At 68.2% G+C, this 24,929-nt stretch carries 22 protein-coding genes; 9 read left to right on the forward strand and 13 right to left on the reverse strand.

The annotated features are described in order from the left end of the window. The 9 genes from KF892_08920 to KF892_08960 all read left to right on the forward strand — a co-directional run bounded on the left by KF892_08920 (window position 1) and on the right by KF892_08960 (window position 12,195). On the forward strand, window positions 1-822 hold the full coding sequence (locus tag KF892_08920) for a hypothetical protein (protein MBX3625119.1): 822 nt from the start codon (window positions 1-3) through the stop codon (window positions 820-822). Window positions 823-931: 109 nt separating this feature from the next. Continuing rightward, window positions 932-1,606 (forward strand): hypothetical protein, encoded by a 675-nt coding sequence (locus tag KF892_08925; protein MBX3625120.1) that lies wholly within the window; start codon window positions 932-934, stop codon window positions 1,604-1,606. A gap of 67 nt (window positions 1,607-1,673) precedes the next feature. Beyond that, window positions 1,674-2,372: a family 16 glycosylhydrolase gene (locus tag KF892_08930; protein ID MBX3625121.1), complete on the forward strand. Its 699-nt coding sequence runs from the start codon at window positions 1,674-1,676 to the stop codon at window positions 2,370-2,372. A 28-nt stretch (window positions 2,373-2,400) separates the two neighbouring features. Continuing rightward, a complete protein-coding gene (locus KF892_08935) occupies window positions 2,401-3,249 on the forward strand; it encodes a glycoside hydrolase family 16 protein (GenBank protein ID MBX3625122.1) in 849 nt (282 codons plus the stop codon). Window positions 3,250-3,453: 204 nt separating this feature from the next. After that, window positions 3,454-9,429: an AAA family ATPase gene (locus KF892_08940; protein MBX3625123.1), complete on the forward strand. Its 5,976-nt coding sequence runs from the start codon at window positions 3,454-3,456 to the stop codon at window positions 9,427-9,429. A 55-nt stretch (window positions 9,430-9,484) separates the two neighbouring features. Beyond that, a complete protein-coding gene (locus KF892_08945; protein ID MBX3625124.1) occupies window positions 9,485-10,216 on the forward strand; it encodes a chemotaxis protein in 732 nt (243 codons plus the stop codon). Further along, the gene (locus tag KF892_08950) at window positions 10,213-10,782 is read left to right on the forward strand and encodes a hypothetical protein (GenBank protein MBX3625125.1); all 570 of its coding nucleotides are present in this window, start codon (window positions 10,213-10,215) and stop codon (window positions 10,780-10,782) included. The genes KF892_08945 and KF892_08950 overlap by 4 nt, the downstream gene beginning before the upstream one ends. 2 nt (window positions 10,783-10,784) lie before the next feature. Beyond that, a complete protein-coding gene (locus tag KF892_08955) occupies window positions 10,785-11,789 on the forward strand; it encodes a chemotaxis protein CheX (GenBank protein ID MBX3625126.1) in 1,005 nt (334 codons plus the stop codon). Window positions 11,790-11,826: 37 nt separating this feature from the next. Continuing rightward, window positions 11,827-12,195 (forward strand): response regulator, encoded by a 369-nt coding sequence (locus KF892_08960; protein MBX3625127.1) that lies wholly within the window; start codon window positions 11,827-11,829, stop codon window positions 12,193-12,195. 763 nt (window positions 12,196-12,958) lie between these two features. Here KF892_08960 and KF892_08965 read toward each other — a convergent pair. The 13 genes from KF892_08965 to fliJ all read right to left on the reverse strand — a co-directional run bounded on the left by KF892_08965 (window position 12,959) and on the right by fliJ (window position 24,894). After that, window positions 12,959-14,506 carry a HAMP domain-containing protein gene (locus tag KF892_08965; GenBank protein MBX3625128.1) on the reverse strand — a complete coding sequence of 516 codons (1,548 nt, stop codon included), beginning with the start codon at window positions 14,504-14,506 and terminating at the stop codon, window positions 12,959-12,961. A gap of 11 nt (window positions 14,507-14,517) precedes the next feature. Then, the gene (locus KF892_08970; protein ID MBX3625129.1) at window positions 14,518-15,309 is read right to left on the reverse strand and encodes a transporter; all 792 of its coding nucleotides are present in this window, start codon (window positions 15,307-15,309) and stop codon (window positions 14,518-14,520) included. 46 nt (window positions 15,310-15,355) lie between these two features. Continuing rightward, on the reverse strand, window positions 15,356-17,443 hold the full coding sequence (gene flhA / locus KF892_08975; protein ID MBX3625130.1) for a flagellar biosynthesis protein FlhA: 2,088 nt from the start codon (window positions 17,441-17,443) through the stop codon (window positions 15,356-15,358). Then, window positions 17,440-18,603 (reverse strand): flagellar biosynthesis protein FlhB, encoded by a 1,164-nt coding sequence (gene flhB, locus KF892_08980; GenBank protein MBX3625131.1) that lies wholly within the window; start codon window positions 18,601-18,603, stop codon window positions 17,440-17,442. Before flhB ends, flhA begins: the two co-directional genes overlap by 4 nt. A gap of 116 nt (window positions 18,604-18,719) precedes the next feature. Beyond that, window positions 18,720-19,481: a flagellar biosynthetic protein FliR gene (fliR, locus tag KF892_08985; protein ID MBX3625132.1), complete on the reverse strand. Its 762-nt coding sequence runs from the start codon at window positions 19,479-19,481 to the stop codon at window positions 18,720-18,722. A 42-nt stretch (window positions 19,482-19,523) separates the two neighbouring features. Further along, entirely contained in the window at window positions 19,524-19,793 is a 270-nt protein-coding gene (gene fliQ, locus KF892_08990) for a flagellar biosynthesis protein FliQ (protein MBX3625133.1), read from the reverse strand. 88 nt (window positions 19,794-19,881) lie between these two features. Then, window positions 19,882-20,580: a flagellar type III secretion system pore protein FliP gene (fliP, locus tag KF892_08995; GenBank protein MBX3625134.1), complete on the reverse strand. Its 699-nt coding sequence runs from the start codon at window positions 20,578-20,580 to the stop codon at window positions 19,882-19,884. A 76-nt stretch (window positions 20,581-20,656) separates the two neighbouring features. Beyond that, window positions 20,657-21,010, reverse strand: coding sequence for a flagellar biosynthetic protein FliO (locus KF892_09000; GenBank protein ID MBX3625135.1), 354 nt, complete (start codon window positions 21,008-21,010; stop codon window positions 20,657-20,659). Then, the gene (fliN, locus tag KF892_09005; protein MBX3625136.1) at window positions 21,010-21,444 is read right to left on the reverse strand and encodes a flagellar motor switch protein FliN; all 435 of its coding nucleotides are present in this window, start codon (window positions 21,442-21,444) and stop codon (window positions 21,010-21,012) included. The genes KF892_09000 and fliN overlap by 1 nt, the downstream gene beginning before the upstream one ends. Further along, entirely contained in the window at window positions 21,434-22,438 is a 1,005-nt protein-coding gene (fliM, locus tag KF892_09010) for a flagellar motor switch protein FliM (protein ID MBX3625137.1), read from the reverse strand. Before fliM ends, fliN begins: the two co-directional genes overlap by 11 nt. Before the next feature lie 4 nt (window positions 22,439-22,442). Continuing rightward, a complete protein-coding gene (locus KF892_09015; GenBank protein ID MBX3625138.1) occupies window positions 22,443-23,093 on the reverse strand; it encodes a flagellar basal body-associated FliL family protein in 651 nt (216 codons plus the stop codon). Between the two features lie 153 nt (window positions 23,094-23,246). Next, entirely contained in the window at window positions 23,247-24,416 is a 1,170-nt protein-coding gene (locus tag KF892_09020; GenBank protein MBX3625139.1) for a flagellar hook-length control protein FliK, read from the reverse strand. Between the two features lie 37 nt (window positions 24,417-24,453). After that, window positions 24,454-24,894 (reverse strand): flagellar export protein FliJ, encoded by a 441-nt coding sequence (gene fliJ / locus KF892_09025; GenBank protein MBX3625140.1) that lies wholly within the window; start codon window positions 24,892-24,894, stop codon window positions 24,454-24,456. Between the last annotated feature and the right edge of the window lie 35 nt (window positions 24,895-24,929).

The following is a 24,929-nucleotide window of genomic DNA, read 5'->3' on the forward strand; positions in this document are numbered from 1 at the left end:
ATGAGAGGCCTCGCTGCCGTCACGCTGTGGGCCGGTGCGCTCGCGTTCGCGCACACCGTCCACGCCGCGACCGACGGGCCCCTGCTGTGGGCCGACTTCAAAGAGCCGCTGCAGAGCCACCTGGGGGCGCCGGTGCAGCAGCTGGCGATGTCGGAGCGCAGCGGCGATGCGTCGATCGCCGCGGTGCGCGTCACCGACGCGGTGGTGCAGGTCGAAGGCCGCCTCTCCACCGCCAACGCAAGCCAGTGGGCCACGCTCGGCATCGAGGTGGGCGGCGATGCGCGCGGCGTGCCGGTCGACCTGTCGGCCTACGAGCACCTGCGCATCCGCCTCGCCTCGGCCACGCCGCGCGTGCTGCGCATTCGCCTCAAGGGCACCGACCTCAAGGTCCAGAACGCCGGCTGCTACCCGGTGATGATGCAGCGCGTGGGCCCGCAGCTCACCGACTACGTGATCCCGCTCTCGGCCTTCGGCCCTGAGTCCTTCTGCGGCGAGCGTGGCGCGAGCATCGGCCAGACGCTCCCCGCCGTGGCGCGGGTGGAGGTGACGGCCAACGAGCCGTCGAACGAGCCCGTGCGCTTCCAGGTCGGGCGCATGGAGTTCCTGGCCGCGCCCGAGCCTGGCCCGGCGCCCGTCGTGGCGGCGGCCCCATCGCCTGCCCCGGCGCCCGCCTCGGCCGCGCGCCCGGCCTCGTCGCCGGCAGCAGCCCGCGCCACTGAAGCCGTGCGCCGCCGACCGCCGGCCGAAGCACCCGCCCCACGCGCCGTGCGGCAGGTCATCTGCGAGCGCAACACACGCTACGACTTGATGATGTGCTACTGAGTCGGGCGCGACGGAATCGCAAGATCCGTCAGCCCCGCCGCAAGCCGCCACCGGCGGCATCGCCGGTCGAAGCCCACCATGGACACGTCACGAACAACAGGAGACGACCGTGGACATGATCTCGACACGCAGGGCATCGCGCGCAGTGGCCTTGCTCTTCAGCGCCGCGCTGATGGCCGCCTGCGGCGGCGGCGACGACGACGCACCGGCTTCGGCGCCCACTCCGGCACCGGCCCCCGGCCCCGCCCCGGCGCCCACGCCCGCCACCGCCTTCGCCACCCCCACCGACACCACCACCACCGCGCAGGCCGGCGGCATCGAAACCTACCAATACGCCGAGAACGGCGCGGCCCAGACCGCCGGCACGCCGGCCTTTGCTGCGAGCGCGGTGAGCTTCGGCGCCACGCTCGCCTCGGCCCAGGCCTATGCCGGCGCAGCCCTGCGCCTCTACGCGCCCAACAACACCGCGTTCAATGCGAGCGGCTACAGCCGCATGCGCACCCAGCTGAGAAGCAGCACCGACGCGCTGCTGCTCATCAAGCTGCAGCCCACGCCCGTCTCGCCCGATGGCTGCACCGCCACCGCTGAAGCGGTGGTGAGCTCCACGCTGAGCGAGCTGGTGATCGACCTCAACAGCACCCGCTTCCCGCTGCCCGGCCATTGCAGCAGCGGCACCGCGCTCAACACGGTGAAGGCGGGCCTGCTGGCGGTCGACGTGGTCAATGCGGCGTCCATCGCCGGCGCCCACGACCTCGCCGTCGGCTCGATCTCGCTCGAGCCCTGAGCCCACGCGGGCACCTCAGCACGGAGCGACACAGCCCCGGCTTCCATCCCAGACAGGAGACAAACCCATGAACAAACTTTTGCGCACCGTGGCGCTCGTCGTTGCAGCCAGCACCACCGCCCCGGCCTTTGCCGCCAACTTCTTCGAGGGCTTCGACGGCAGCGGCGGCGCCGGTGGCGCGTGGGAAACCGCGAGCTGGGCCAACGGCGACATCTTCGGCTGCACCTTCGCCTACAGCGAGGTGTGGCGCAGCGGGGGCTCGCTCGTGGCCAACGTCAACAGCAGCAACCGCTCCAACGTGAAATGCGCCGAGGTGCGCACCTGGCAGTCGTTCCGCTACGGCAAGTTCGTGACACGCTTGCAGCCCAGCACGATTGCCGGGTCGAACACCTCGTTCTTCCTCTATGCGGGCACGGCCGGCACCTCGAGCCACTTCGAGGTCGACATCGAGTTCATCCACGGCGGCCGCACGCTGCACACCAACGTGTGGACGGGCGGGCGGCAGAACTACCAGCAGTTCTCGGTGGCCACTGGCTGGCGCACCATCGGCTTCGAATGGCGCCCGACCTACGTGCGCTGGTTCCACGTCGAGGCCAACGGCACCGAGCGCGAGTTCCGCCGCGTCAACACGAGCATCAGCACCCCGATGCGGCTCATGATGAACCACTGGGTCGGCAACAACTCGGCCGGTGCGGTCAACTTCGTCGGCACCTACTACGGTGGCGGCGGCGCGGCCTACTACGACTGGGTGCGCGTCAGCGACTGAGCCACATCGCACCGTGCAAAGGATCAAGATGAAAGCAGCGCTCGCCTCGGGCATCTGGTTGTCGGCCGTCGCGGCGGCGGGTTGCGGCGGTGGGTCGGGCTCGGTCTCCGCCGCGCCCGCCCCCGCGCCAGTCGCAGGGGGCCTGCCCGAGGGCTACCGCCTCGTGTGGAGCGACGAGTTCGACACCCCCGGCCTGCCCGACCCGACCAAGTGGGGCTACGACACACATCGCAACCGCGACGGCTGGTACAACAACGAGCTGCAGTACTACGCGGCCGCGCGCGCGGAAAACGCCCGGGTGGAGGGCGGCTCGCTCTTCATCACCGCACGGCGCGAACGGCTCGCCTCGGCGCCCGACTTCGGCGGCCAGAACTACACCTCCGCGCGGCTCTTGACCCGCGGCCTCGCCTCGTGGACCTACGGCTTCTTCGAGGTGCGCGCCAAGCTGCCGTGTGCGATGGGGGCGTGGCCGGCAATCTGGATGCTCGGCGATCGCGGCACCTGGCCCGACGACGGCGAGATCGACATCATGGAGCAGACCGGCTGGCAGCCCGGGCGCATCCTCGGCACCGCCCACATGCGCGACTACAACGGCCCGCAAGGCCGCGGCTCGCACACCCACGTCACCGACACCTGCAACAGCTTCCACCGCTACCAGGTGCGCTGGACACCCGAGGCCATCACCTGGGGCGTCGACGACGTCGCCTACTTCACCTACGCCAAGCCCGCCGGGGCGGGCTACGGCAGCTGGCCCTTCGACCACCCGCAGCACCTGCTGCTCAACGTCGCGGTCGGCGGCATCTTGGGCGGCACGCCCGACGATGCGGCCTTCCCCGTGCGCATGGAAGTCGACTACGTGCGCGTGTACCAACGCTGAGAAGGTGTGAACGAGCCTTCCGTGGCCGGAAGTACCACCGCCCTGCCCACTACTGCTCAGATCGAGCCCTGTTTCCAGCGGGGCTCGGGTGCATCCCTGACTTAACAAACCGTCACATCCGTCGATAGCTCCTGAGGCTGAACGCCCGTGCGCTCGCGCTTCCCGCGCTGCGTGCGACAAATCTCACGCCCCACAGGACACGACATGACGCACCCCGAGCAGGTCCTCTACAGCAACGCCCACGCGCGGGTCACGCGCCGCACCGTCAACGGCCAGTTGGTGGTCGTCAAGCAGGCGATCGGCACCCAGGCCATCAAGCGGCTCGCGCACGAGATCGGCATCCTCAAGCGATTGGCCCACGTGGCCGGGGTGGTGAAGATCGCCGCGCCGAGCGCCGAGGCACACACGCTGGTGATGGAAGACAGCGGCGGCGTCTCGCTGGCCGACCACCTGCGCGAGCACACCCTGGCCGTGCCGCAGGTGCTGGCCTACGCCGCGGCCGTGGCGCGCACGCTGGCCGAGGTGCACAAGGCCGGCGTGATCCACCGCGACATCGGCCCGGCCAACCTGCTGATCCACCCGCAGACCCTCGCGCCCACGCTGATCGACTTCAACATCGCCGGTGACATCGGCCAGGAGCAGGACGCCGACGACACCGAAGGCGGCATCGCCGGCACGCTCTCCTATATGTCGCCCGAGCAGACCGGCCGCACCGCCAACCGGCCCGACCAGCGCTCCGACCTCTACTCCCTCGGCATCACGCTCTACGAGCTGCTCGCCGGTCGCAAGCCCTTCGAGAGCACCGACCTGCTGGAGCTGGTGCATGCCCACCTGGTGGTGGTGCCCGACGCGCCGGCCGTGGTGAACCCGGCCGTGCCGCAGATCGTGTCGGATCTCGTGATGCGCCTGCTGGAAAAGGAACCCGACCGCCGCTACCAGAGCGCCGAGGGCCTGCTGCAGGACCTGGAGCGCATCGTCGAAGCGCCGTCTGAGTCGTTCACCCTCGGCCAGTTCGACTTCGGCACCCGCCTGAAGGCCCCGGCCAAGCTGCTCGGCCGCGATTCACAGGTCGAGTCGCTGCGCAACGCGGTGGCCCGCGTGGGCCGTGGCGGCAGCGCCTGCGTGATGGTCTCCGGCCCGGCCGGCAGCGGCAAGACGGCCCTGCTCGCCGAGCTGCGCCCGCTGGCGGCGGCCGCGCACGGCTGGGTGGTCTTCACCGCCTCCGATGCATCACGCCGCGACGCGCCCGGCGCCATGTTCGACGGCTTCCAGGCCCTCGGCCGCCAGCTGCTCGCCGAGCCGGCCGAGCGCCTGGCGCAGCACAAGGCACGCATCCTCGAGGCCCTCGGCGCCAACCTCGGCGTGGCGCTCACGCAGTTGCCCGAGTTCCAGATGCTGCTGGGCGAACACCCGGCGCTCGAGATCGCCGACGAGGCCGACGCCGAAGCGCGCGGCATTGCCGCCGCCCTCGCCCTGCTGCGCGCCGTGGCCGCGCCTGAGCGCCCGCTGGTGCTGGTGTACGACGACGTGCAGTGGTCGCCGCGCGGCTCGGGCCGCATCCTCGATGCCGTGGTCTCGGCGCAGCAGCCCGTCGCCGGCCTGATGGTGGTGTGCGCGTTCAACGAAGCCGAGCTCGACGACGCCCATGCCCTGCATGGCCTGCTGCAGCGCTTCGGCAAGCTGCGCAGCTCGCCCGAGCGCCTGCAGCTCGACGGCCTCAACAAGACGGCCGCCGCCGAGTTCGTGGGCGCGGTGCTGCGCCTGCCGAAAGACGAGGCCGCCCGCCTCGCCGCGGTGATCGGCGAGCGCACGCTCAACAACCCCGGCGACACGCTCGCCGTGCTCAACGCGCTGCGCCACGACGGCCTGCTGCAGCAGGCCCGCGGCTCCTGGCGCTGGGATGCGAAGGCCCTGCGCCGCCACGTGGGCGGTGCGAGCGCCGCCGAACTCAAGCGCCGTCTGCATGCCCTGCCTGCCGACACGCTGGCGCTCCTGCGCACGCTCGCGTGCCTCGGCACCGAGAGCAGCGGCGACGTGCTCGGCCGGGCGGCCGACGTGCCACCGCCCGCCTTCGCGGCCCGGGTGGTCGCCGCGCTCGACGACGGCGTGTTGCTCGGCAACGGCGTCGAGCCGCCCAAGCTGTGCCTGGCGAGCGAGGCGGTGCAGGCCGCGCTGCTCGCCGGCCTGCCCGCCGAGGCGCTGCAGTCGCTGCACCTCACCGTGGCGCGCCGCCTGGCCGCGCACCTCGACGCCCGCCCCACGCTTGATGCGACCGTGGCCGCGCAGTACCTCGCGGCCGGCACAACCCGCTACGCCAGTGAAGTCGAGGCGCGCGACGTCGCCCGGCTCTTCGAGCACGCCGCCGAGCGTGTGCGCAGCGACAAGAGCCCGATGGCCGAGCGTTACCTCGCCGCCGCCATCGCCGCGCTCACCCCGTTCGCCACCGCCACTGACGCGGGCCTGATGTTCCACCTCAAGCGCGAGCACCACCGCGCCCTCTTCGAGCAGGGCCGACTGGAAGGCGCCGACGCCGTCTACGAAGAGCTGATCGCCACCGCCCCTGACCCGGTGGAGCTGCTCGAATCGACCCGCATCCAGATCTACGGCCAGATGAACCGGCTGCAGAACAAGAACGGGCTGGCGCTTGGCCTCAACCTGCTCGCCAAGCTCGGCCTGCCCAAGCCCGACGACGTGCGCCCCGACATCGGCGAAGGCATCAAGCGCCTGACGATGTGGTACCGCAGCGACGACAAGCAGAAGGACTTCGAGGCGCCCGAGATCAGCGACCCGCGCGTCGTGGCGTGGACGAAGATGATCCCCGAGACCTCGAACACCGCCTACGCGGCCGACCTCGCGGTGTGGGCGTGGATCTCGCTCCAAGGCCACCGCGTGTGGGCCGAGTACGGCCCGTCGCCGCGCATCCTGTCGTCGCTCGGCGGCACGAGCATGGTGCTGCTCAGCATGGCGCAGGACTACCAGGGCGCCTACCAGGTGTGCCGCCACGCGCTGGCGGTGGGCGAAGCCCGTGGCTACGAGCCGGCCACCTCCTTCGTGCGCGTGGTGTTCGGCATGTCGGTCGCGCACTGGGTCGAGCCCATCGACACGGCCGTCGACACCACCATGCGCCGCGCCCGCCGCGACCTCTTCGCCATCGGCGACGAATCCTTCGTCACCAACACCTACCTCGCCGCCGACATGCTCTTCGACTGCGCGCCCACGCTGGACCCGGTGGCCGCCGAGATCGAGGAAGGCATGGCCTTCGCCGGCCGCTCGAAGAACAAGGAGTTCTCGCAGCGCTACACCCCGCGCCTGCAACTGGTGAAGAGCCTGCGCGGGCAGACCTCGGCCCCGGGCAGCCTGAACGGCGACGGCTTCGACGAGACCGAGCATGAGAAGTCCATCGACCCGACCGGCGCCATCGCCGCCGTGTACCACGCCACCCGCTCCATCGGCGCGGCGCTCTTCGGCCAGGGTGCGCTGCTGGCCGAGCACAGCGCCAAGGCGATGGCGCTGCTGCCGCGCATGCCGGGCTACTACATCTCGGTGGCCGCGCGTGTGCTGCGCGGCGTGTCGCTGTGCGACCAGGCCCGCGCCCTGCCGGCCGGTGCCGAAGGCCGCACCAAACTCCTGGAAGAGTTCGACGGGCTGCTGAAGTGGCTGAGCGCGCGCGCGGCCGATGCGCCTGAAAACTTCCTGCACCTGCAACGCTGGCTCGAAGCAGAGCGTGCGTGGATGGCCGACTCGGTGTGGGCCGCCGGCATCGCCTTCGAAGCGGCCACCGCCGAGTCGACGCAGCACAGCCGACCGTGGCACCGCGCCATGGTCCACGAGCGCGCCGCCCTCTTCCACCTGAGCGAAGGCATGGAGCAGCGCGCCCTGCCGCTGATGCTGCACGCCTGCGAAACGTATGAGGCCTGGGGCGCCGTGGCGAAGGTAAAGGAACTGCGCCGCACCCACCCCTTCCTGCGCGCTGCGCTGCAAAAGCGCAATGCCGACGGCGCCGCGCCGCACAGTACGGTGGTCGACACCGAAGCCGTCGACATGATCGCGGTGCTGCGCGCCTCGCAGGCGCTCAGCTCGGAAACCAGCCTTGCCAAGCTCACCACAGCGGTCGGCAAGGTGCTCTCGGCCATCACCGGCGCGACCGGCGTGCGGCTCGTCATCAAGGCCGACGACGGCAGCGGCGCCTGGGTGCTGGCCGACACGCTGGCCCGCGACAGCGGCGCGCTCACCGTCGACCAGGCCGGCGCCGAGGCGACCATTCCGCTCTCGGTCTTCCGCTACGCCGAGCGCCTGAACCAGGTGCTGGTGGTCGACGACGTGACGAGCGACGACCGCTTCGCCGCCGACCCCTACGCGCAGAAGTTCGCGCAGTGCTCGCTGATGATGGTGCCCATCCTCAAGCAGGGCGCGCTCAACGCGATGCTGATGCTCGAGAACGAGCAGCGCCGCAAGGCCTTCAGCGCCGAGCGGCTCGACTCGGTGGCCATGATCGCCGGCCAGCTGTCGGTGTCTTTGGACAACGCATTGCTCTACGCGTCGCTTGAGAAGCGCGTGGCCGAGCGCACCGCGCAGCTGCGCCAGAAGACCAACGACATCAACGCCATGCTGCAGAACATGCCGCAAGGTGTGCTGACGGTGGTGGCCGGTGGTGCGATCCACCCCGAGTACTCCGCCTACCTGGAAACGATCCTCGAAACGAAGGACATCGCCGGGGTCTCGGTGATGGACCTGATCTTCACGAACACGAGCCTCGGCGCCGACCTGCTGTCGCAGGTGGATGCGGCGATCGCCTCGGTGATCGGCGAAGACGAGATGAACTACGAGTTCAACTCGCACCTCTTGGTGACCGAGTTCGACAAGACCCTGGCCGACGGCACGGTGAAGTCGCTGGCGCTGAGCTGGTCGCCGATCGCCAACGACGAAGGCACGGTCGACAAGCTCATGCTCTGCGTGCGCGACGTGACCGAGCTCAAGCGCCTGGAAGCCGAGGCCAACGCCCGCAAGCGCGAGCTGCAGGTGATCGGCGAGATCCTGGCGGTGAGCCAGGAGAAGTTCCACGAGTTCATCGACAGCGCGCGCGGCTTCATCGCCGAGAACAAGGCGCTGATCGAGAAGACGGCCGAGAAGAACCTCGACGCGATCAACCTGCTGTTCCGCAACATGCACACCATCAAGGGCAATGCGCGGACCTACGGGTTCCTTGGGCTGACCAATCAGGTTCACGTGACGGAGCAGCACTACGACGACCTGCGCAAGGATGCGGAGGCGGTCTGGGAGCAGCCGGTGCTGCTGGCCGAGCTGGCCCAGGTGAGCGAGCTGATCGAGCAATACGCGCATGTGAACGACACCGTGCTCGGCCGCAAGGGCCCGGGCCGCAGGGCCTCGGTCGAGAAATTCCTGATGGTCGAGCGCGAGCTGGTGCAGCAGGTGCTGCAGCAACTGATGGGCGCCGACCGCACGAGCCTCACCTCGGTGACGAGCGCGCTCGACGCGGTGGGCGCACGCCTGCACATGCTCGGCACCCAGCCGCTCGGCGAGGTGCTCTCGGGCACGCTCGAATCGCTGCCCTCGCTGGCCCGCGAGCTGGGCAAGGAAGTGCCCGAGGTCTCGATCGACGACCACGGCATCGCCATCCGCACGCAGGCGAGCGCGCTGCTCAAGAACCTCTTCACCCACCTGCTGCGCAACTCGGTCGACCACGGGCTCGAGCCCGCCGCCGACCGTGTGGCCGCGGGAAAACCGGCGGCCGGCCACATTCGCCTGCGCCTGGGCGTGGACGACGGCAAGCTGCACATCCACCTGCGCGACGACGGCCGGGGCCTGGCCATCGGCAAGATCCGCCAGCAGGCGATGGCGCAGAACCTGCTGACCCGCGGTGCCAAGAGCAGTGCCGAAGAGATCGCGCAGCTCATCTTCCGCTCGGGCTTCTCGACGGCAGAGAAGGTCACGGAGGTCTCGGGCCGTGGCGTGGGCATGGACGCGGTGCGCGCCTTCCTGGAGAAGGAAGGCGGCGAGATCGCCATCCGCTTCCTCGACGACAAGGAGAGCGCCGACTTCCGCGCCTTCGAGACGGTGATCAGCCTGCCCGACAAGTTCGCCGCCTCCGCGCACGCCGCGATGTCGTTCGACGCCCTGCGCGCCCGCCTGCAGGCCGCCAAGAACAGCACACCCGGCTGAAGGCCCAGCCAAGCGCACGCTTCAGATTCGTAACCAACAGCCGATAGAGCCTGTCATGACCGTTGTCTCGCTCGCCCTCCTTGCCCTCGGCCTCATCGCCGGCGCCGGCGCCACCTTCTGGTGGGGCCGAAAGCGCACCGCCGAAGCCGTGGAACTGGCCCGTACCACCGCCGTGCAGGCGGTCGAGCAGGCCAGTGCCGCCACCGTCGCCGAGCTGCAGCGCCAGCTCGAAGAGCAGGCCCGCTCGGCTGCCGCCGAACGCGCCGCCCTCGAAGCCCAGCACCACGAACAGCACCGCACCCACCAGATGCTGCTCAAGACCGTGAGCAGCGGCGCCGAGTCGCTGAAGAACCATGCCCTCGAAGGCGCCGACCGCCTGGGCGGCACCATCGACAAGCTGCTGGGCCTGATCGAAACCTTCGAGCGCTGGAACGACGAGCTCAACCAGCTGCTGCAGCACAACCGCGAGATGCACTCGAAGAACGACGAATTCGCGCAGATCGTGAACCAGGTGATCATCGTCGCGCTCAACGCCTCGATCGAGGCCGCCCGTGCCGGCGACCAGGGCCGCGGTTTCGCCGTCGTCGCCGCCGAGGTGCGCGACCTCGCCACCCGCGCCGACAAGCTGTCGAAAGACTACCGCTCCAACCTCTACAAGAACGACCTCATCACCGGCGCCACCTTCCAGGACCTGCAGGCCGGCGGCAAGATGATCATGGGCGCCCTGAACGAGCTGCGCCTCCTGAATGGAAAAACGCGCCAGGCCGTGATGGCGGAGGCCGCGTGAAAGTCGCGGCGGTCAGCGACCGGGCGCGCAGCGGCCTCGACTACTTCGTTGCCCAGGCCACGAAGAACTCGCTCATCCCCGCCGGCACCCCCTGCGAGGTGCTGCCCGACGACGACAGCGCCATCCCCAAGGCGCCCGACGTGGTGATGTTCTCCGTCTCGTCGTACCTCTTTCGCGTGGTGCTGCTCCTCCAGTTCGACCACGACCTCGCCACCCGCGCCTACGTGGCGGGCCTCGCGGGCACGCCCGTCGACGAGATGCAGGGCGAGCGCTTTCTCGACACGATGAACGAGCGGGGCAACCTCTTCTGCGGCGCGCTGAACCGCGACCTGGTGCCTTTCTTTCCCCACATCGGCATGTCAACCCCGTGTGTGCTCAAGCGCAACTCGGTGGAGCATGTCGCTGCCGTGAAGCCGAGTTACCACCGGCGCTTCCGCTGCGAGCTGTCACCCGGCGTGGTGATGTACTTCACGCTCGCACTGTGCGCCGATGTCGACTTCGACTTCCCCTTTGAACCGCGTGCGGAAGAGGAAACCGACACAGCGGGCGAACTGGAGATGTTCTAGACATGAATCACCCTGCCACACCGGCCGCCGTCGTCGCCGCCGGGTCGTCCTTGGTCTCCAAGGTGCTCGTGCTCGACAGCGACCCGGCCCAGCACGCCGTCACCAAGGCCTTCTGCGAGGCGAACGATCTCGTGGCCGTGAAAGTGGCGGCGGGCAATGCCATGTCGGTGCTGCGCACCAACGTCGACCTCGGCGCCATCCTGCTGTGGGAGCACACCCGCGGCCCCGGTGGCGGCATCGCGATGGCCCGCGAGATCCACCAGGTGCGCCCCGACCTGCCGATCTTCCTGCGCCGCGACACCGAGCCCACGCTCGACGACCTGCCCGAGGCCGACCGCCGGCACTTCCGCGCGGCCTACACCATGCGCCACCTCGAGGTGCTGCGCGAGGCGGTGGCGTCGTCGCTCTTCAACCGCGTCTACCCCGGCGCGCTGGTGCGCGGCATCACCGAGGTGAGCAAGACGGCCATCGAAGTGCAGTTCAAGGACGTGCTCGTCGAGCACGACGCGCCTTGCCTGGTGAAGGACCGCATCATCTTCGGCGAGCTCTTCAGCATGATCCCGCTCGAGAGCAACTGGTGCCGCGGCTACATGATGCTGCAGACCGAAGAGCAGGAGCTGATGGACTTCGTGCGCTGCGAGACCTTCGGCACGGCGCACAACGAGGTCTCGAGCTTCCGCGAGATCAACAGCCTGCTCGGCGAAGCCACCAACATGGTGTGGGGCGCCTTCAAGAACCGCTTCATCAGCGACGAGCCCGACCACAGCCGCTCGCTGACGCAGGTGCCCATCATCGTGAACCACCGGCACCGCTACATCTCGTTCGGCTCCGACGACCCCTTGCTGTGCGTGAAGTACCGCCTGCACGACCGCCGCGACCCCGAGGTGAACCCGATCACCGTGTACCAGTGGTTCGCGTTCAACCTGTCGTGGTCGCCCGACAAGTTCAAGGAAAACATTCCTTCGGTGGACTCGATGTTTGCCTCCGGCGAACTCGAGCTTTTCTGATCTTTCTTCTTTTCTCCGACTGACAGAGGTAAATCAAATGGCCCAGATCCTGGTTGTGGACGATTCCAGCACCGTGCGCGTGGAAGTGAGCGACTTCCTCAAGAAGGCCGGCCTCGCGGTGGAAACCGCGGTCGACGGCCGCGACGGCCTGACCAAGCTCAAGAGCGACCCCGGCATCAAGCTCGTGGTGAGCGACGTGAACATGCCCAACATGGACGGGCTCACGATGGCCGAGAAGATCCGCGGCGAGCTGAACAATGCTGCGGTGAACATCATCATGCTCACCACCGAGAACTCGCCGATCATGAAGGAGCGGGGGAAGGCGGCGGGGATCAAGGGGTGGATCGTGAAGCCGTTCAAGGGGGATGCGGTGCTCGCCACGTTCAAGAAGTTGGCGGGGGCCTGACACTGGCTTTTGCACTGCGTGGCTGTTTGCCGGGTCTCGGCCCGGCGGCCGAATTACTTTCTTTGCTTCGCCAAAGAAAGTAATCAAAGAAAGGCGACCCGACGGTGGCGGTCCGGCCGGAGGCCGGACTGCTCTGCGGTGCTCGGTCTCGAGGGGCCGCGCCGAACTCACTTCGCGCCGTGCCGGCGCTACGTTCAAACAGGCGGCGCGAAGTCAGTTCACGATGCGCGCTGACGCGCGCGCCCCTCAAGCCCTGCGCTCCTCGACGCCACCCACGGGAAGCGGTGCGATACGGCTCGCTTCGCATCGCCTCACCTCCCCTCCCCCTGTTCGCCCTCATATCACCGTTCGCCCTGAGCTTGTCGAAGGGCCTGTGCCACACGCTGGCTTCGACAGGCTCAGCCCGAACGGTGGGGGGGTGGGGGTGGGGCACAAACCCAACCCAGCACGAGGCGAAGCGAGCCGAGAGTACGAGGCCAGCGAAGCTGGCGAGGGTATCCCGGGGCCCTTGAGAGCCGTCGAGCAGCGCAGGGCTTTGTGGGGCGCGCGTCAGCGCGCTTCGTCCTCTGACTTCGGGGCGCCTGTCTGAACGCAGCGGCCGAAGGCCGCGTAGTGAGTTCGACCCGACCCACAAAGACCGAGCAGCGCAGAGCAGTCCGCCCTAGGCGGACCGGCGAACGGGGTCGCCTTTTCTTTGCCTACTTTCTTTTGGCGAAGCAAAAGAAAGTAGGTCGCCCGCCGGGGCGAAATCCCGGCAAGCCGCCTACGCAGTAACCCGAAACACCGCCACCACATCCACCAACTGCCGCGCCTGCACCTTGAGACTCTCCGCAGCAGCAGCAGACTCCTCCACCAACGCCGCATTCTGCTGCGTCACCTGATCCAACTGCGCCACCGCATCGCTCACCTGTCCAATACCGGTGGTCTGCTGAAGCGTCGCCGAGCTGATCTCCGAGATGAGCTGCGACACATGCCGCACCTGCGACACGATCGCCCCCATCGTCTCGCCAGCCGCCCCGGCCTGACGTGACCCCGCCTCCACCTTCTCCACGCTCGCCTGGATCAGCGACTTGATCTCCTTGGCGGCCACCGCCGAGCGCTGCGCGAGCGTGCGCACCTCGCCGGCCACCACCGCAAACCCTCGCCCCTGCTCGCCAGCACGCGCCGCCTCCACCGCCGCGTTGAGCGCGAGGATGTTGGTCTGGAACGCAATGCCATCGATCACGCCGGTGATCTCGTTGATCTTCTCGCTGGCCGCACTGATTTCGGCCATCGTGCTCACCACCTGGTCGACGGCGGCACCACCCTGCCCCGCCGTCTGCGAAGTCGCTTCGGCCAGCTCGGCCGCCTGGCGGGCGGTGTCGGCGTTGTGGCGCACGGTGGCGGTGATCTGCTCCATCGACGCGGCCGTCTGCTGCAGGTTGCTCGCCTGCTCTTCGGTGCGCTGGCTCAGGTTCAGGCTGCCGGTGGAAATCTCCGACGAGCCGGTGGCGATGCTGTCGCTGCTCTGGCGCACGGTGCCCACGATCTTCACCAGGCTGTCGTTCATGCGCTTCAGCGCGTTGAGCAGTTGGCCGGTCTCGTCGCGGCCGCCCGCCTCGATGTGCGAGTTGAGGTCACCGGCCGCCACCGTCTCGGCGATCTGCACGGCGCGGCGGATCGGCGCGACGATGCTGCGCGCCACCCACCAGCCCACCACCACCAGCGCGGCCATCGAGAGCAGCACCGCCACCGCGATGGTGGCGCGCGCCACGCGCGAGGTGGCGTTGCTCTCGGCTTGCATGCGCTTGGCCTGGGCTTCGATCTTGTCGCTCACGGCCTCCATCTCGTCTTCGAGGCTCTTGAATGACTTCATGAAGTCGCCCATGCGCGCCTCGGCGGCGGCACGGTCGGTGAAGGCGAGGTTCACCACCGCCGTCGCGCTGTCGACATACGCGATGAGCGCCGGGCGCACCTTGTCGACGGCCGCGCGGGCCTCGGCGTCGAGCGCCAGGGTCTCCAGCGTCTTGAGCGATTCGCGGAACTGGCCCGCGTGTTCGGCGAGGTCGTCCTTCACCGCCTTCTGCGCCTCGGCGTCTTTCTTCTCGCCGGCCAGCAGCGCGGCCAGCACGTCGGCGCGCAGGGCGTCGTGCGCCATGTCGGCCTGCAACTGGTAGCGCAGCGCCGATCCCACGTTGGTGAGGTGGTCGGACGACGCGGCCAGCCGTGCGGTGGAGACGAAGCCGGTCGCGCCCACGGTCAGCACGAAGGCCAGGCCGAGCAGGCCCATCGCCAGCAGCTTGCGGCGGATGTCGAGATGGAAGAAGTTCATGGCCCGGCCCTTCAGAATCGGATGGAGATGCCCACGCCCCACTGGAAGTCGGGCGAGTCGGCGGTCAGGCCGCGGGCGATGCTGAAGTCGAGCTGCAGCGCGTCGGTCACGAGGTGCGTCACGCCGGCATCGAAGGTGACGACGGAGCCGCCGTTCTTCTTCGAAGCGAGCTGCTGGCCCGCGAGTTCGATGAAGGTCTTCCAGGTGGGCGACCATTCCTTGCCCAAGGTCACGGCGAGGATGCCGGCGGCGTAACGCTTGCCGGTGTCGTTCTTGTCGACTGCGACACCCGGCATCACGCCGAACGAAAGACCGTGCGGCAGCTCCCATTCGGCCACGCCGCGCAGCGAAGGGCGCAAGCCCTGGCCGCGGTAGGCGCCGGAGCCGCTGTCGAGGTCCACATGCAGCAGCCAGGCGACGCCTGGCTTGCCGCTGGCGTCGTCGCCATCCTGCATGTGCCACTTGAGGCCGAGCGCGGCGTCGGACGTGCCGCGCTCGCGCTGCGTGCCGCTCGCATCGGTGCTGCTGCTGCGCGTGATGCCATCGCTTTCGACGCGGAACTCCAGCGTGTCGTTGAAGCCCAGGCGCAGCAGCGTGGGCGTCACGGCCATGCGCGAGCGCACGCCATCGGCGCGGTTGCGCTCGGAGGCGAAGCCGGTCTCGATCTGCACGCGGCCCTTCCCGACCACGTCGCTCGACTCCACGAAGTCGGGCCGGTCGGTGGCGATGCTGTCTTCGGCGGCGGCGGCCGGGTTGAAGATGGTCGCCAGGCAAAAGAGGGCGCATGCCGCGGCGATCAACATCGCGGCGCTGGGTCTGTCGTTCATGGGTCTAGCTTTCGAGCAGGGGTCAGGCTTGTGCCCCGATCACGGCACCGATGCGGATCGAGTGCGTCTCGGGGATCTCGGAATGACCCAGCACCCGCAGGCGCGGCGCCGCTCGCTTGAGCAGGCGCGCCATCGGGGCGCGGATCATGTCGGGCACCAAGAGGCAGGCCGGGTGGCCCAGGTCTTCCTGGCGCTTGGCCGATTGCGCGGCGCTGCGCGCGAGCGTGTCGGCCACGCCCGGGTCGAGCGCCGCACCGTGCGGCGAGTTGAGGGCCTGGGTGACCAGCCGCTCGAGTTCGGGTTCGAGTGCGATGACCTCCAGCTCCTGCACCGGGCCGTAGATCTGCTGCACGATCGCGGGCGCGATGTGGATGCGGATGCGGCGGGCCAGCTCGGCCGGGTCGCTCACCGTCGACGAATGTTCGGCCAGGCACTCCACGATGGAGCGCATGTCGCGGATGTGCACGCCTTCTTCGAGCAGCAGCTGCAGCACCTTCTGCAACGAGGGAATGCTCACCATCTTGGGCACCACGTCTTCGATCATGCGCGGCGCGAGCTTGGTCACGTGCTCCACCAGCTGCTGCACCTCCACGCGGCCGAGCAGGCGCGCGGCGTGCATCTGCATCAGGTGCGACAGGTGCGTGGCGATCACGGTCGAGCAGTCGACCACCGTGAAGCCATTCATCTGCGCGGCTTCGCGCTGGCGCTCTTCGATCCACACTGCGGGCAGGCCAAAGGCGGGGTCGGTGGTCTTGGTGCCGATGAGATTCGTCGTCGCACCGCCCGGGTTGATGGCGAGCAGCATGCCGGGGAAGGCTTCGCCCTCGCCCACCACCGCGCCACGCAGCGTGAGGCGGTACATGCTGGGCTTCAACTCCAGGTTGTCGCGGATGTGCACCGGCGGCGGCAGGAAGCCCACGTCTTGCGCGAACTTGCGGCGCACGCCCTTGATGCGCTGGAGCAGGTCGCCGTTCTTGGCCTTGTCGACGAGTGCGATCAGGCGGTAGCCCACTTCGAGGCCGAGCGTGTCGACGGGTTGCAGGTCGTCCCAGGTGGCTTCGGCGTTGGGCTCGGCGGCCACGGCCGGCGTGGGCGGGGCGAGCTTGGCGCGCTGGTTGCGACGGTGCATCCACCAGGCGCCGTAGCCGAGGGCCGAGGCGATCAAGAGGAACACCAGGTGCGGCATGCCGGGGATCAGCCCCAGCAGGCCGATCACACCCGCGGTGATGGCGAGCGTGCGCGGCGAGTTGAAGACCTGGCTGCCGATCTGCGTGCCGACGTCCTGCTCCTTGCCGACGCGCGAGACGACCATCGCGGCTGCGACCGAGATCAGCAGCGCGGGCACTTGCGCGACGAGTGCGTCGCCGATGGCGAGCAGGATGTAGCTGTTGGCGGCCTGGCCGGCCGACAGGCTGTGCTGCACCACGCCGATGATGAAGCCGCCGATGATGTTGATGAAGAGGATGAGCAAGCCCGCCATCGCGTCGCCGCGCACGAACTTCGACGCACCGTCCATCGAGCCGAAGAACTCGGCTTCCGCGCCCACTTCGGCGCGGCGGCGCTTGGCTTCCTTCTCGTCGATGAGGCCGGCGTTCAGGTCGGCGTCGATCGCCATCTGCTTGCCGGGCATCGCATCGAGCGTGAAGCGCGCCGCCACTTCGGCAATGCGCTCCGCACCCTTGGTCACCACCACGAAGTTGATGACCACGAGGATGGCGAACACGATCAGGCCGACCGCGAAGTTGCCGCCGATCAGGAAGTGCCCGAAGGATTCGATCACCTTGCCGGCCGCGCCGGGGCCGGTGTGGCCTTCCATCAGCACCACGCGGGTGGAGGCGATGTTGAGCGACAGGCGCATCAGCGTCGTCAACAGGATGACGGTCGGGAAGGCCGAGAAATCGAGCGGGCGCACCATGTAGGCGGCCACCACCATCACCATCAGCGCGAGCGCGATGTTCAGCGTGAACATCATGTCGAGCGCAAACGCCGGCAACGGCAGCACCATCATCGCGAGCACGAGGATGATGAACACCGGCGCCATCAGCGCCTTCATTGCGCCTGCATGCTGCGGCCCAAGCCACGCTTGCAACTGCTTCATCACGGGATTCATTCCATCACCTCGTCAGGCACCCAGCCCGGCTTGTTGTGCGGGTCCAGCTCCGGCGGCACGTTGAGATCGGGCAGCGCGCCCGGCATCGCCACGCGGCCGGCGATGGCGGCGCGCAGCTGGTACACGTAGGCCAGCACCTGCGCCACGGCGGAGAAGAGCGCCGCGGGGATCTCGCGGTCGACTTCGGCGTGGGCATAGAGCGCTCGGGCGAGCACCGGCGCCTGCAGCACCGGCACCTGCGATTCGCGGGCGGTGTCGCGGATCTTGAAGGCCATCAGGTCGGCGCCCTTGGCCACCACCTTCGGCGCGCCCATCTTGGCGTCGTCGTACTTGAGGGCCACCGCATAGTGGGTCGGGTTCATCACGACCAGGTCGGCGTTGGGAATCGCGGCGAGCATGCGCTTGTTGCTCATCTCGCGCATGCGGGCCCGCGCCTTGGCCTTGACTTCGACGTTGCCCTCGACTTCCTTCTGCTCCTGCTTCATTTCCTGGTGGCTCATCTTGAGCCGCTGGGCATGCAGGAACTTCTGCAGCGGCACGTCGACCGTCGCAAAGAGCGCCAGCGCCAGCAGGAGCAGCAGCATGCCGCCCACGATGGCGGTGCCGGCATGCGAGAGCGCGGCCGGCAGCGCCATGGTGAGCGCACCGCCGAAGGTGTCGATGTTGGCGCGCAGGTAGAGCGCGCCGACGGTGCCGAGGATGAGCGCCAGCAGCGAGGCCTTGAGCGCATCGATGAGCTGCTGCTTGGAGAAGATGCGCGGGATGCCGGTGATCGGGTTGAGCTTGCCGAAGTTGGGCATGAGCGGCTTGAAGGTCCACACCCAGCCGCCGGCGAAGACGCTGGCGGCCAGTGCCACGACCATCATCAGCGCGCCCAGCGGCAGCACGATCAGCAGCATCTGCATGGCCAGATCGGCCAGGCGCTGGGTCATGAATTCGGGCGACTGCACCGCCGCCGCGTTGAAGCGCAGGCCGTTCTGGAGCAGCTTGCCCGACCAGTGCGTGATCTGCGGCGCCGCGGCGACGACAGCGGCGCCACCCACCGCGATGGCGGCGAAGTGCCCCAGGTCGCGCGAACGCACGACCTGGCCCTCTTTGCGGGCTTTGTCCAGCTTCCGTTGCGAAGCTGGCAGGTTGCGGTCTTGGTCGGAGGCGGCCATGGATGGGGGTGGTAGTCCCCATCATTGTTTCGATTCGCGGCGGAATCTTGAGCCGGATAAGAGGGCAAAGGCCGGCCCACTTCGCGCCTTGCGGCGGCGCGCGATGTCAGTGCCCGCTACAAGAACTTGGAGAGCATCTGCTCCAGCACCATCGTGAACGGCGCCTGCATCATCGGCAGCGTGAGCAGCACCCCGAAGAGGCCGACGGCCAGGGTGATGGGGAAGCCGATGGCAAAGATGTTCATCTGCTGCGACACGCGCGAGATGACGCCCAGCACGAGGTTGACGAAGAGCAGCATCGTCACCATGGGCAGCGCGATCCACAGGCCCAGCTGGAAGACTTCAGCGCCCCAGGTGTGCGGCTGCAAGGTGCGCAGGAAGGCAAACGGCTCGGGCGACACCGGGAAGGCATTGAAGCTGCCCACCAGCGCCATGATGATGAGCAGGTGGCCGTTGATCACGATGAAGAGCCAGGCGACCGTGGTGCCGAAGAATCGGCCCACCGCCGTACCCGCCCCGCCGGTCGACGGGTCGAAGAAGCCGGCGTAGTTGAGGCCCATCTGCAGGCCGACGAGTTCACCGGCGAACTCGATAGCGGCGAAGACGATGCGCGCCGCGAAGCCGAGCGTGAGGCCCACCAGCACCTGCTGGATCACGACGAGCACCGCCACCGCGGAGTTCAGCTGGATCACCGGCATCGCCGGGAGCGAGGCTTGCGCGCAGACGGTGATGAGAAATGCGAGCGCCACGCGGATGCGCATCGGCACCTGCCGCTGCGACAGCACCGGGATGGTGGTGAACAGCGCCAGCGTGCGCAGGAACGGCCACAGGAGCGGCGTGAGCCACTCCATGACCTGGGCTTCGGTGAAGGTGAGCACGGCTACAGGCCCTTCGACAGGCTCAGGGCGAACGGCGCGAGGTCAGCCGACCGCGCCGGGAATCGACGTGATCGTGCGCTGGATGAACTCGACCAGCGTGGTCATCATCCACGGGCCGGCAATCGCCATCACCGCCACGGCGGCGACGAGCTTCGGCACGAACGACAGCGTCGATTCGTGGATCTGCGTGGCCGCCTGGAAGATGCTCACGAGCAGGCCTACGCCGAGGATGACCAGCAGCACGGGAGCGGCCACCATCAGCAGGAGGTAGAGGCCTTGTTGGCCGACGGTGAAGACTTGTTGGGAATCCATGCTTGAACCACCACCGTTCGCCCTGAGCCTGTCGAAGGGCAGCGAACGCATCGGAAAGGGCTTCGACAGGCTCAGCCCGAACGGACCATCAGGTCGCGAAGCTCGCCGCCAGCGAACCCAGCAGCAGGTTCCAGCCATCGGCCAGTACGAAGAGCATCAGCTTGAAGGGCAGCGCCACCAGCACCGGGCTCAGCATCATCATGCCCAGGCTCATCAGCACGCTGGCCACGATCATGTCGATCACGAGGAAGGGGATGAAGATGAGAAAGCCGATCTGGAAGGCGCTTTTCAGCTCGCTCGTGACGAAGGCAGGCACCAGCACCTTGAAGGGCACGTCGGCGGCCTTCACGCTCGGGTCGACCTTCGCGAGCTTGGCGAAAAGGGCCACGTCGGACTGACGCGTCTGCTTGAGCATGAACTCGCGCATGGGCACCTCGCCGCGCTTGAGCGCTTCGTCGAAGGCGATCTTGTTTTCGCTGTACGGCTGGTAGGCCTGGGTGTAGACCTTGTCGAGCGTCGGGCTCATCACGAAGAAGGTGAGGAAGAGGGAGAGGCCCACGATCACCTGGTTGGGCGGCGCCGACTGCGTGCCGAGCGCCTGGCGCAAGAGGCTCAGCACGATCACGATGCGGGTGAAGCCCGTCATCAAGAGCAGCACGGCCGGCAAGAAGCTCAACGCGGTGAAGAAGAGCAGCGTCTGGATCGGCACCGAGTAGCTGGTGCCGCCCGCGCCCTGGCCCACCACCAGCGGCAGGCTCGGGCCGCCCGCTTGTTGGGCTAAAGCCATGCAAGGAACTGCCGAAATCAACGACAGGCTGGCAATGCGGGCCACGCGCTTCATGCGGGGCGAAAAAAAAGCGAGATCAGTGTCCACCACTGGGTCCTTGGGGATCGCGGCGCAGCTTGGCAAGCAGCTGTGCAAAAGGGGGCACCGGCTGGCCGGCGCTTGGTGCGGCATCGGCCTGTGGCGGCATGGTGTGCAGCGTGGTGATGGTCTGCGCGGTCACGCCGAGCACGAGCCACTGGCGGTCGGCGCCTTGCCCCACTTCGACGGTGACGATGCGCTGGCTCGGAGACAGCGGCAGCATGGCGACGCTGCGCATCACGCCCTGTCCACCCGCGCCACCCATCGGCGTGCGCTTGAGCAGCCACAGCGCGGCCGGGATCATCGCCACGATGGCAATGAACCACAGGATCGAGGTGATACCAGTGGACATCAGCCGCCCTTGCTCAGGCGGCGCATGCGCTCGCTCGGCGTCACGATGTCGGTGAGGCGGATACCGAACTTGTCGTTCACCACCACCACCTCGCCCTGGGCGATCAGGTAGCCGTTGACCAGCACGTCCATCGGCTCGCCGGCCAGTGCGTCGAGCTCGACCACCGAGCCTTGCGCCAGCTGCAGGATGTGCTTGATGGGGATGCGGGTGCGACCCAGTTCCACGGTGAGCTGCACCGGGATGTCCAGGATCATGTTGATGTCGTTGCCCGCCGCGGCCGGGTTGGCCTGGCCGAAGTTCTGGAACGCGACCGGCGCGGCCTGCTCGGCCTGCACTTCGGCGGCGACTTCGGGCTTGGCTTCGGCGAGCGCAGCAGCCCATTCGGCTGCCATCGCGTCTTCGGCGGATTGGCCGGTGTTTTCTTCAGCTGACATTGTTCTCTCCAAGCCAGGTCAGGTTTGAGCTGGACAACATGCGATCGATCTTGAGGGCGTACTTGCCGTTGGACGTGCCGTAGTGGCAGTCGAAGATGGGCACGCCCACCACCTTGCCCTGGATGCCGGCTTCGAGGTCGAGCTCGATGAAATCACCCGGCTTGAAGGCGAGCAGCTGCTCGACCGTGGCATCGGCCTTGGCGAGCTCCGCCACGACCTCGACCTCGGCGGCCTGGATCTGCTGCTTCATCAGGTTGACCCAGCGGCGATCGGGTTCGTTGCTGTCGCCCTGGATGGTCGAATACAGCACGTCGCGGATGGGCTCCAGCGTGGCGTAGGGAATGCAGAAGTGGATGGTGCCGGTGGTGTCGCCGATCTCGAGCGTGAAGCTCGTGGCGACCACGATCTCGCTCGGCGTGGCGATGTTGGCGAACTGGGGCTGCATCTCCGAGCGCTGGTAGTCGAGCTCCAGCGGGTAGATGCCGTTCCACGCCTTCTTGTATTCGGCGGTGATCACCTCCACCAGGCGCGTGATGATGCGCTGCTCGGTGGGCGAGAAATCGCGGCCCTCGATGCGGGTGTGGAACTTGCCGGCACCGCCGAAGAGCGCGTCGATCACGGCGAACACCAGCGTCGGGTCGCACACGATGAGGCCCGAACCGCGCAGCGGCCGCACGCTCATGATGTTGAAGTTGGTGGGCACCACGATCTCGCGCAGGAAGGCGCTGTACTTCTGCACCTTGATGCCGCCGATGGAAATCTCGGGGCTGCGGCGGATGAAGTTGAAGAGACCGATGCGGATGTTGCGCGCGAAGCGCTCGTTGATGATCTCCATCGTGGGCATGCGCCCACGGACGATCCGCTCCTGGCTCGCGATGTCGTAGTCGCGGATGCCGCCTTGCGCGACCTCTTCCTGCTCGAGCTTCTGGCTCTCGCCGGTGATGCCCTGCAGCAGCGCATCGACTTCGTCTTGCGACAGGATTTGCTGGTTCATGTTCTTACTGAACGATGAAGTTCGAGAAGTGGACGCGTTTGATCGGGCTGCTTGCGGAAGCGCTCGCCTTCTTCTTCTTTTTCTTCGGCTGGTCTTCGTCTTCCACCTCGTCGTCGGTGGACTCGACCCGCGCCACGGGTTCATCCTTGATCTCGATGCCCAGCGGCAGCCCGGCCTCGCGCATGATGTCTTTCGCCAGGGCCAGCTTGCCCTCGCGCGACAGCAGCTGCCCCGAGGTCTTGTGCGACAGCACCATCAGGATGCCGTTGCGGATGGCCGGCATGTAGGCCTTCATCTCTTCGGCGAACTTGGCGTCTTCGACTTCCAGCGTCACGCCGATCTGGGCGTAGCGGTCGCTTTCCTTGTCGGCCAGGTTGACGACGAAGGGCTCGAGCGGCACGAACACGGGCGGGTGTTTGGCCGCGTCTTTGCGGCGGGCTTCGGCTGCGGCGGCCGCACTGGCTTCGCCACCGTCTTCTTCCTCGGCGGCGGCAGCGGCGGCGGCCTTCTTCTTCATCACGACCACGGCCGCGGCACCACCCCCGAGCACCAGCACCAGCACGGCTGCGAGGATGATGATCAGCTTCTTCTTGCCCTTGGGGGCAGGGGCATCGCCGGCGACGGCATCGGCCGTGGCGGCAGCGGCTTTGGACATGGACACTCCTTCAATGGAGAGCCCGCACGGGGCTCTTCTTGAAGGAAATTATGAAAACCGGGGCGGTTTTCGAAGGCTCGATAAGCGGGCGGAAAGCCCGGCTTCAGCGATGTGATCGTCATTCCCGCTTTCGCGGGAATGACGGTGGCAGGATCAGGCGTAGAGGTCGACGCCGCCAGCCGAAACGCGCGTCGTCACACGGCGAGATGTGACATCCGTCTCAACTCCGCCGACGGCACGGGCGTTGCCGTCACCGCGCTCACCTCGGCCGTCGCCCTCGCCTTGCTCACGCCCACGGGCCTGGCTGTGCACGCCGCCGCCGGAGAGCGTGAAACCGGCCTCGCGCAGCGAGGCGGCGAGTTCGGGCAGGCCGTTTTCGATGATCTGCCGCGTGGCCGCCGAATCGGCGCCGAAATTGACCTGCGCCTGCGTGCCGTCGATGGCGATCTGCACCGAGATCGGCCCCATCTCGGCCGGGTTGAGGTGCAGTTCGGCCTGCTGGATGCCGTCCTTGGCGAGCACGCTGACCTGCACGCCGAGGTCCCGGGCGAACTCGGGCGAGGTGGCCTGCGTGGGCACCTGCACCGCCACCGGGGCAGCGGTCTCGCCGGTGCGCGAGGTAGCGGGAGTCGACGCTACGCCCGCCGGGTGCGGCGTGTGCAGCTCCTGTGCAGGCTTCAGTTCGCGCCGGCTGTCGTCGACCTGGGCCAGCGCAGCCTTGAACGATGAGCTTTCCGCCGCGTCGCGGGTCGTGGGTTCGGGTTTGGCCTTGAGCTCGCGCGCCTCCTGGGCGGCGTCTTGGGCCTTCACGTCCTTGCCGGTGGCGGCGAGCGCGCCACGTGCACCGCCCTTTTTCGACGCGTCGGCCGTGTCGGCCAGCTCGTCGCCTGCGGCGGCCTTGCCCTTGGCGGCCTCGGCCTCCGGCGGCGCCACCGGCCGCTGCAGCGAGGCCAGCCAGTCGGCCAGGGCAGGGTCGGCGGCGGGGGATTCGGTGTCGACCTTCTCGGCACGGTCGGCGCTGTCGCCCTCACCGTCGGCCTTCGCGGCCTTGTCGGCGTGTTTGTCGGACTCGGCCTTGTGGCCCTTCTCGGCCTTGCCCGACTTGTCGGCCTTCTCGCCCTTGTGGCTGCGCTCGCCGGCCTGGGCGGGCTTGGTCGCGTCGGCTTCAGGTGCCGCATCGGGCGTGGGCGCTTCGGCCTCGCGCGCCTGGGCCCGGCTCAGCATCTGCGAGAAGCCGGGTTGTGACGACGGGGCCGGTGCCGCGGCCTGCGCCGGCATCTGCGGTGCAACGGGCGGAACGAAAGACGAGATGGCGGGGTTCATGGTCGGGGCTCGATCGGGGTCAGCGGACTCAGCGGGCTCAGGCGGCGATGGAGCGCTGCTGCAGCTGCGCCCAGGCGGCACGCGCCGCGAATTCATCGGTCTGCTTCTGGTCGCGGCGGTCCGCGGCGATGCGCTGCTCGGTGAGGCGGCGCTCGAGCAGCTTGCGCACCGAGGCCACGCGCATCTCCTGCTCGCGCAGGTCTTCGCGCGCCTGCTCGACCTTGCGCTCGGCGTGCGCGGCAATCTGCTGCTGCTGCTCGATGGCCTGCGTGAGGCGGCTGCTGAAGCCCTGGTAGCACTGCAGGATGCTCACCGAGCTGTTCTTGCTGAACTGCTCGCGGAAGCGCCCTTCGTATTCTCCGCGGTAGGCCACCAGCTGGTCGGCCTGGCTCTGCGCAGCGGCAAAGCTGTCGCTCGCCTGCTGCAGCAGCGCCACGGCGGTGTCGCGCTCGCGCTCGGCCTGGCCCAGCAAAGCCATCAGGGGATCGATCGAAGGGTTGCTCATGGTGCAGC

The organism is Rhizobacter sp., assembly GCA_019635355.1.
Taxonomy (GTDB): Bacteria; Pseudomonadota; Gammaproteobacteria; order Burkholderiales; family Burkholderiaceae_C; genus Rhizobacter.

Excerpts from the sequence above, each read along its gene's own strand:
- fliJ (MBX3625140.1), bottom strand. The coding sequence starts at position 24,894 with ATGGCTTTGCTGGGCCAGGCCGAGCGCGAGCGCGACACCGCCGTGGCG.
- KF892_08930 (MBX3625121.1), top strand. The coding sequence starts at position 1,674 with ATGAACAAACTTTTGCGCACCGTGGCGCTCGTCGTTGCAGCCAGCACC.
- fliM (MBX3625137.1), bottom strand. The coding sequence starts at position 22,438 with ATGAACCAGCAAATCCTGTCGCAAGACGAAGTCGATGCGCTGCTGCAG.
- flhB (MBX3625131.1), bottom strand. The coding sequence starts at position 18,603 with ATGGCCGCCTCCGACCAAGACCGCAACCTGCCAGCTTCGCAACGGAAG.
- KF892_09015 (MBX3625138.1), bottom strand. The coding sequence starts at position 23,093 with ATGTCCAAAGCCGCTGCCGCCACGGCCGATGCCGTCGCCGGCGATGCC.
- flhA (MBX3625130.1), bottom strand. The coding sequence starts at position 17,443 with ATGAATCCCGTGATGAAGCAGTTGCAAGCGTGGCTTGGGCCGCAGCAT.
- KF892_08970 (MBX3625129.1), bottom strand. The coding sequence starts at position 15,309 with ATGTTGATCGCCGCGGCATGCGCCCTCTTTTGCCTGGCGACCATCTTC.
- KF892_08940 (MBX3625123.1), top strand. The coding sequence starts at position 3,454 with ATGACGCACCCCGAGCAGGTCCTCTACAGCAACGCCCACGCGCGGGTC.
- KF892_08955 (MBX3625126.1), top strand. The coding sequence starts at position 10,785 with ATGAATCACCCTGCCACACCGGCCGCCGTCGTCGCCGCCGGGTCGTCC.
- KF892_08965 (MBX3625128.1), bottom strand. The coding sequence starts at position 14,506 with ATGAACTTCTTCCATCTCGACATCCGCCGCAAGCTGCTGGCGATGGGC.
- KF892_08945 (MBX3625124.1), top strand. The coding sequence starts at position 9,485 with ATGACCGTTGTCTCGCTCGCCCTCCTTGCCCTCGGCCTCATCGCCGGC.
- KF892_09020 (MBX3625139.1), bottom strand. The coding sequence starts at position 24,416 with ATGAACCCCGCCATCTCGTCTTTCGTTCCGCCCGTTGCACCGCAGATG.
- KF892_08960 (MBX3625127.1), top strand. The coding sequence starts at position 11,827 with ATGGCCCAGATCCTGGTTGTGGACGATTCCAGCACCGTGCGCGTGGAA.
- KF892_09000 (MBX3625135.1), bottom strand. The coding sequence starts at position 21,010 with ATGTCCACTGGTATCACCTCGATCCTGTGGTTCATTGCCATCGTGGCG.
- fliP (MBX3625134.1), bottom strand. The coding sequence starts at position 20,580 with ATGGCTTTAGCCCAACAAGCGGGCGGCCCGAGCCTGCCGCTGGTGGTG.
- KF892_08920 (MBX3625119.1), top strand. The coding sequence starts at position 1 with ATGAGAGGCCTCGCTGCCGTCACGCTGTGGGCCGGTGCGCTCGCGTTC.
- fliN (MBX3625136.1), bottom strand. The coding sequence starts at position 21,444 with ATGTCAGCTGAAGAAAACACCGGCCAATCCGCCGAAGACGCGATGGCA.
- fliQ (MBX3625133.1), bottom strand. The coding sequence starts at position 19,793 with ATGGATTCCCAACAAGTCTTCACCGTCGGCCAACAAGGCCTCTACCTC.
- KF892_08935 (MBX3625122.1), top strand. The coding sequence starts at position 2,401 with ATGAAAGCAGCGCTCGCCTCGGGCATCTGGTTGTCGGCCGTCGCGGCG.